The organism is Enterococcus sp. AZ077, assembly GCF_051714965.1.
Classification (GTDB): domain Bacteria; phylum Bacillota; class Bacilli; order Lactobacillales; family Enterococcaceae; genus Enterococcus_B; species Enterococcus_B hirae.
In genome coordinates this window covers 2,658,872-2,665,000 of sequence record NZ_JBIOSX010000001.1, presented here as the reverse complement: position 1 = coordinate 2,665,000, position 6,129 = coordinate 2,658,872, and the positions used below count along the sequence as shown (strand labels likewise).

Sequence of the window (6,129 nt, the reverse complement as noted above, 5' to 3'; positions counted from 1 at the left end):
GGCGGAACTGGCAGACGCACAGGACTTAAAATCCTGCGGTGAGTGATCACCGTACCGGTTCGATTCCGGTCCTCGGCATTACAAATATGCGCCCATAGCTCAACTGGATAGAGTGTTTGACTACGGATCAAAAGGTTAGGGGTTCGACTCCTCTTGGGCGCGTTTATATCAACGGGAAGTAGCTCAGCTTGGTAGAGCACTTGGTTTGGGACCAAGGGGTCGCAGGTTCGAATCCTGTCTTCCCGATAGATAATAATTTTCACACGGGGCCTTAGCTCAGCTGGGAGAGCGCCTGCTTTGCACGCAGGAGGTCAGCGGTTCGATCCCGCTAGGCTCCATTTCATTTGAATAATGAATATCTTTTTTCGCGGTGTAGCTCAGCTGGCTAGAGCGTCCGGTTCATACCCGGGAGGTCGGGGGTTCGATCCCCTCCGCCGCGATTTTTAAAGAGCCTGGACCTTTAGCTCAGTTGGTTAGAGCAGACGGCTCATAACCGTCCGGTCGTAGGTTCGAGTCCTACAAGGTCCATAGTGACGTTGTAAGTTCCATATTGGAGGATTACCCAAGTCCGGCTGAAGGGAACGGTCTTGAAAACCGTCAGGCGGGTAAAACCGTGCAAGGGTTCGAATCCCTTATCCTCCTTACTTTGTGAGTTACTATAAAGTAGTTGATTCGCAAATCATATTATCGCGGGATGGAGCAGTCTGGTAGCTCGTCGGGCTCATAACCCGAAGGTCGTAGGTTCAAATCCTGCTCCCGCAATTGACTTTGAATTTTTCAAAGTCGACAATTAAAAAAACTAAAATCATGGTTTGGTAGTTCAGTTGGTTAGAATGCCTGCCTGTCACGCAGGAGGTCGCGGGTTCGAGTCCCGTCCAGACCGCCATGCGGGTGTAGTTTAGTGGTAAAACCACAGCCTTCCAAGCTGTTGTCGCGAGTTCGATTCTCGTCACCCGCTTTTAGTTTTTTTATGGGCCTATAGCTCAGCTGGTTAGAGCGCACGCCTGATAAGCGTGAGGTCGATGGTTCGAGTCCATTTAGGCCCATTAGTACAAAACTTTATTGGTTTTGGGGAAGTACTCAAGTGGCTGAAGAGGCGCCCCTGCTAAGGGTGTAGGTCGGGAAACCGGCGCGAGGGTTCAAATCCCTCCTTCTCCGTTTCAATATTTTACCTGGCCCGTTGGTCAAGCGGTTAAGACACCGCCCTTTCACGGCGGTAACACGGGTTCGAATCCCGTACGGGTCATGATTATAGTTTTATATTGGAGGATTACCCAAGTCCGGCTGAAGGGAACGGTCTTGAAAACCGTCAGGCGGGTAAAACCGTGCAAGGGTTCGAATCCCTTATCCTCCTTTCTTTGAGAGTTACTACAAAGTAGTTGATTCGCAAATTATATTATCGCGGGATGGAGCAGTCTGGTAGCTCGTCGGGCTCATAACCCGAAGGTCGTAGGTTCAAATCCTGCTCCCGCAATTGACTTTGATTTTTCAAAGTCACCAAATAAGAAACTAAATATGGTCTGGTAGTTCAGCTGGTTAGAATGCCTGCCTGTCACGCAGGAGGTCGCGGGTTCGAGTCCCGTCCAGACCGTTTGGCTCGGTAGCTCAGTTGGTAGAGCAATGGATTGAAGCTCCATGTGTCGGCAGTTCGATTCTGTCCCGCGCCATAATGCGGGTGTAGTTTAGTGGTAAAACCACAGCCTTCCAAGCTGTTGTCGCGAGTTCGATTCTCGTCACCCGCTTTTAGTTTTTTTATGGGCCTATAGCTCAGCTGGTTAGAGCGCACGCCTGATAAGCGTGAGGTCGATGGTTCGAGTCCATTTAGGCCCATTAGTTTCACCTGGCCCGTTGGTCAAGCGGTTAAGACACCGCCCTTTCACGGCGGTAACACGGGTTCGAATCCCGTACGGGTCATTAAAGATACTTTCTAAAGTATCTTTTTTTATTTGTAAGAATGATTTCAAAAGACTTAAGATAGTTATCGTAGGCGATGATTGTTTTAGGTCTTTTTATTTGATTCTATAGGTGATCAGAAATAGAATGAAAAAAATTTGATTCTGCTACAAGGGATTTGTTGTATACTTATGCTCCTAAACTTTGAACCTTTTTTATTTGCTATTCTTTAAACATGTAGCATAGTGAAGCGAAATGATTACCTGGGATAAAGGAAATAACCAGCATAATCAGTGAACTATTCAAATTTTTAAGTAATTACGTTAAAAAAACAAGCGTAAATTTCAAATATCTGCTATACTTGGTTCGTTGCAAGTTCCCGAGAGGATCCGTCATCGACGGAGATGCCTTGTAACCGAATTTAACTAGGGGGAATCACTATGGGAGAAAGACATTTATTTACCTCAGAATCTGTTTCTGAAGGACATCCAGATAAAGTTGCTGATCAAATCAGTGATGCAATCTTGGATGCAATTTTAGCAAAGGATCCAAATGCACGTGTGGCTTGTGAAACATCTGTTACCACTGGTCTTGTATTGGTATTTGGAGAAATCTCAACCACTGCCTACGTGGATATTCAAAAAGTGGTACGTCAAACGATCAAAGAGATTGGCTACACACGAGCAAAATTTGGCTTTGATGGAGATACAGTAGCTGTATTAGCTGCAATTGATGAACAATCACCAGATATCGCTCAAGGTGTTGATGAAGCACTTGAGATTCGTGACGAAGCGAAGAGAGATGTATTGGATGAAATCGGTGCTGGAGACCAAGGATTGATGTTTGGTTTTGCAGTCGATGAAACACCTGAATTAATGCCTTTACCAATTGCATTAAGCCATCGTCTAGTTCGTCGTTTAGCTGATTTACGTAAATCCAATGAATTAACTTATCTACGTCCAGATGCAAAATCACAAGTAACAGTTGAATATGATGACAATGGTCAGCCAGAACGAGTGGATACCATCGTTATTTCAACACAACATGATGATGCAGTGGACAATGAAACAATTCGTCATGACGTCATTGAAAAAGTAATAAAAGAAGTTATTCCAGCTGAATTACTTGATGACAACACAAAATACTACATCAATCCTACTGGTCGCTTTGTTATTGGGGGACCTCAAGGAGATGCTGGGTTGACGGGAAGAAAAATCATCGTTGACACATATGGCGGCTATGCTCGTCATGGTGGTGGAGCATTTTCTGGGAAAGATGCTACTAAGGTTGACCGTTCAGCAAGTTATGCCGCTCGTTACATTGCGAAAAACATTGTAGCAGCTGGTTTGGCAAGAAAAGCTGAAGTTCAGTTAGCCTATGCGATCGGTGTTGCACAACCTGTATCTATTTCAATCAATACTTTTGGTACGTCAACTGTTCCAGAAGAAGACTTGATTGCCGCTGTGAGAGAAAACTTTGATCTACGACCTGCAGGTATTATTGAAATGCTTGATTTACGTCGTCCAATTTATCGTCAAACAGCAGCTTATGGTCATTTCGGTCGTACGGATATCGAATTGCCATGGGAAAAAACAGATAAAGTTGATGCAATTAAAGCAAGCTTAGCAAAATAGCTTTTTGATGGCTGGAATGGTTCTCTTTATGGGATCATTCCAGTTTTTTTTATCCAAACGACTGAAGAGAAATCCATGGTCGTTTTTGATTCGTGTTTTTGATAAATGATAAAGCCTATTTTTTTTGGCTAAAATTTATTTGGCAACAATAAAAAAAGGAGGAATAAGATGAAAAGAGAAACAAACGTCAAATTAGTAACGATCAGTGTGTTTATTGCAACTTTCATGACAGCAATTGAAGGAACGATCGTGACCACTGCGATGCCTACGATCGTCGGCTCTCTTCACGGTATGGAGATCATGAATTGGGTATTTTCGATTTATTTACTAACGAATGCGATGCTGACACCGATCTATGGCAAACTTGCAGATAAAGTGGGGAGAAAACCTATTTTTATCTTTGGAACGCTATTATTTATTATTGGTTCTTTATTTTGTGGACTTTCTCAAACCATGATGGGGTTGATTGCTGCTCGTGCTGTTCAAGGAATGGGCGCTGGAGCAATGATGCCAGTGGCGTTAACGATCATTGGCGATTTATATACGATTGAAAAAAGAGCAAAAGTTTTAGGTTTGAACAGTTCGGCTTGGGGAATTGCTAGTGTTTTTGGACCATTAGCTGGAGGTTTTATTGTAGAAACGATCAGTTGGCATTGGATCTTTTTTATTAATGTACCGATCGGGCTTTTATTGATGGTTTTGATCTGGCTTTATTTGAACGAGCCACAGAGAGAACATGAGTCGAAACCGATGGATCTATTCGGGAGCTTTAGTTTGATGGCGATGTTGGTTGCTTTACTTCTTGGATTTCAATTGTTAGGGGATCAAGGATTTACTCCAGTAGTGATCGGGCTTTTGATCGGAAGTCTTCTTCTATTATTTTTATTTATTGCAGCCGAAAAAAGAGCCAAAGACCCTGTGATCATGTTGCATCTTTTTGCTAATCCACTATTTGTGGTCGTGAATCTAGCAGCAGCTTTAGCCAGTGGGTTCTTAATGGGCATCGATGTGTATATCCCAATGTGGATGCAAGGGGTATTGGGGCTAAATGCTGCAGTAGGGGGATTGGTCTTAGCACCGCTTTCACTTGTTTGGATGGTCGGTTCTTTCTTAGCAAGTAAGTGGATGACTCAAATGGCAACGAATTGGGTATTACGAATTGGTCTGTTAATTGCTTCTCTAGGTGGTGCCTGGCTCTGGTTAATGCCATTTGAAAGTAATTTTTTATGGTTCTTTGCTATTTCAACGGTCATTGGTGTAGGACTAGGAATCACCATGACTACCTCAACTGTTAGTGCCCAAAATAGTGTGTCTCGAGATCAACTAGGGGTAGCTACCTCGTTCAATACATTGGTGCGGACGATTGGACAAACTGTGATGGTAGCAGTCTTTGGCTTATTGATCAATGGAGTAACACAACGGGAGCTGAATGCGACTAATTTGACGAATGATGCAGATATCATGAATAAGCTAGTCAACCCACAAACAGCTAAAAACATTGCGTCAGAGTTGATCACGCCTTTACGGAAGATTTTATATGAAGGATTGCATCAAGTCTATTTTGTGGGGCTATTACTAGTAGTGATCGCTTTTGCATTGACATTTGTCGTTCGTGAAAAAAGTGATAGAATAAGAGAGTATTAGTACAAGAAAGTAGTACTAAATGTTACTTTGTGAGGTCGTTTGACCAATTATTTCACAACGATAACCGGTGTTAGAATAGTTGTTTTATCAAAATTTGTCATTATTGGTCAGGTCAAAAACACTATTTTTCACACCTTAGAGAGGATGTTTCAACGTGGCATTTATTCAAGCAAATATTTATTCGAATGTTTTAGAGATGGAAGTAAACCTGAATGTAATCCTTCCACAAACAACAAATAAAGTGATCGGTACGAGTTCACAACAAGCGACAACAGATGTTCCTGTCTTATACCTTCTGCACGGAATGGGAGGAAATCATAGTGTCTGGGAGCGTCGGACGTCGATTGAAAGATATGTCGCAGACCATGGATTAGCGGTCATTATGCCTTCTACTGATCTAGGTTGGTATACCGATACGGCATATGATATGAAATACTGGACGTTTATTTCAGAAGAGCTTCCCGAAATCTGTCATGAACTGTTTCCACAATTAACGACAAAAAGAGAAAAGACTTATGCTGCTGGATTATCAATGGGTGGCTATGGTGCTTTGAAACTTGGACTAGCAAAACCAGAAAATTTTGCTGCAATCATTTCTTTATCAGGAGCCATTTCAGTAGGCAATCGGATGGATGATTTATTGATGATTCGAAAGGCAAAATTCTGGGAGGGCGTATTTGGACCGTTAGATCAGATTAAAGGTTCAGTTAATGATCCTCAGTATTTATTAGAAGAATTAGTAAAGAGTGACAAAACAGCACCTCGTATCTACTTGGCATGTGGGGAATCAGATTTTCTTTATCAAGCAAATCAAGAAATGACTGATTCATTGAAAGCAAATGGGATTGGCGTAACCTTCGAACATGGTCCTGGCGAACATAACTGGGTATTTTGGGATCAGTGGATTCAACGTGCTTTGGAATGGTTATTTGAAGAAAAATAGGTGAAGAACCCTTGA

Annotated in this window: 3 protein-coding genes, 20 tRNA genes and 1 riboswitch (1 of these 24 running past the window's edge); all 23 genes read left to right on the top strand. The window is 42.6% G+C overall.

Going from position 1 to position 6,129, the window contains the following annotated elements:
• Positions 1 to 78: transfer RNA gene (locus tag IGL28_RS12360), tRNA-Leu, on the top strand; it begins 8 nt to the left of the window's first position.
• Positions 79 to 88: 10 nt separating this feature from the next.
• A tRNA-Arg gene (locus IGL28_RS12355) sits at positions 89 to 162 on the top strand.
• A gap of 10 nt (positions 163 to 172) precedes the next feature.
• Positions 173 to 246, top strand: a tRNA-Pro gene (locus IGL28_RS12350).
• Positions 247 to 265: 19 nt separating this feature from the next.
• Positions 266 to 338 (top strand) — tRNA-Ala (locus IGL28_RS12345).
• A gap of 28 nt (positions 339 to 366) precedes the next feature.
• Positions 367 to 440: transfer RNA gene (locus IGL28_RS12340), tRNA-Met, on the top strand.
• Positions 441 to 454: 14 nt separating this feature from the next.
• Positions 455 to 528: transfer RNA gene (locus IGL28_RS12335), tRNA-Ile, on the top strand.
• A gap of 24 nt (positions 529 to 552) precedes the next feature.
• Positions 553 to 642 (top strand) — tRNA-Ser (locus IGL28_RS12330).
• A 46-nt stretch (positions 643 to 688) separates the two neighbouring features.
• Positions 689 to 762, top strand: a tRNA-Met gene (locus tag IGL28_RS12325).
• A 47-nt stretch (positions 763 to 809) separates the two neighbouring features.
• A tRNA-Asp gene (locus IGL28_RS12320) sits at positions 810 to 886 on the top strand.
• A gap of 1 nt (position 887) precedes the next feature.
• Positions 888 to 958, top strand: a tRNA-Gly gene (locus IGL28_RS12315).
• A 14-nt stretch (positions 959 to 972) separates the two neighbouring features.
• Positions 973 to 1,046 (top strand) — tRNA-Ile (locus IGL28_RS12310).
• A 24-nt stretch (positions 1,047 to 1,070) separates the two neighbouring features.
• A tRNA-Ser gene (locus IGL28_RS12305) sits at positions 1,071 to 1,158 on the top strand.
• A gap of 16 nt (positions 1,159 to 1,174) precedes the next feature.
• Positions 1,175 to 1,246 (top strand) — tRNA-Glu (locus IGL28_RS12300).
• Between the two features lie 18 nt (positions 1,247 to 1,264).
• A tRNA-Ser gene (locus IGL28_RS12295) sits at positions 1,265 to 1,354 on the top strand.
• A 46-nt stretch (positions 1,355 to 1,400) separates the two neighbouring features.
• Positions 1,401 to 1,474: transfer RNA gene (locus tag IGL28_RS12290), tRNA-Met, on the top strand.
• Between the two features lie 43 nt (positions 1,475 to 1,517).
• A tRNA-Asp gene (locus IGL28_RS12285) sits at positions 1,518 to 1,591 on the top strand.
• Positions 1,592 to 1,594: 3 nt separating this feature from the next.
• Positions 1,595 to 1,667, top strand: a tRNA-Phe gene (locus IGL28_RS12280).
• 4 nt (positions 1,668 to 1,671) lie between these two features.
• Positions 1,672 to 1,742: transfer RNA gene (locus tag IGL28_RS12275), tRNA-Gly, on the top strand.
• A gap of 14 nt (positions 1,743 to 1,756) precedes the next feature.
• A tRNA-Ile gene (locus tag IGL28_RS12270) sits at positions 1,757 to 1,830 on the top strand.
• 12 nt (positions 1,831 to 1,842) lie between these two features.
• Positions 1,843 to 1,914 (top strand) — tRNA-Glu (locus IGL28_RS12265).
• 343 nt (positions 1,915 to 2,257) lie between these two features.
• A riboswitch (SMK box riboswitch) is annotated at positions 2,258 to 2,336 on the top strand.
• A complete protein-coding gene (metK, locus tag IGL28_RS12260; protein ID WP_034868017.1) occupies positions 2,334 to 3,527 on the top strand; it encodes a methionine adenosyltransferase in 1,194 nt (397 codons plus the stop codon). (Overlaps the previous riboswitch by 3 nt.)
• Positions 3,528 to 3,695: 168 nt before the next feature.
• Positions 3,696 to 5,171, top strand: a complete 1,476-nt coding sequence (locus IGL28_RS12255) for an MDR family MFS transporter (RefSeq protein ID WP_081128890.1) — start codon at positions 3,696 to 3,698, stop codon at positions 5,169 to 5,171.
• A gap of 154 nt (positions 5,172 to 5,325) precedes the next feature.
• Positions 5,326 to 6,114: an alpha/beta hydrolase gene (locus tag IGL28_RS12250; RefSeq protein ID WP_010736957.1), complete on the top strand. Its 789-nt coding sequence runs from the start codon at positions 5,326 to 5,328 to the stop codon at positions 6,112 to 6,114.
• The last annotated feature ends 15 nt before the right edge of the window (positions 6,115 to 6,129 follow it).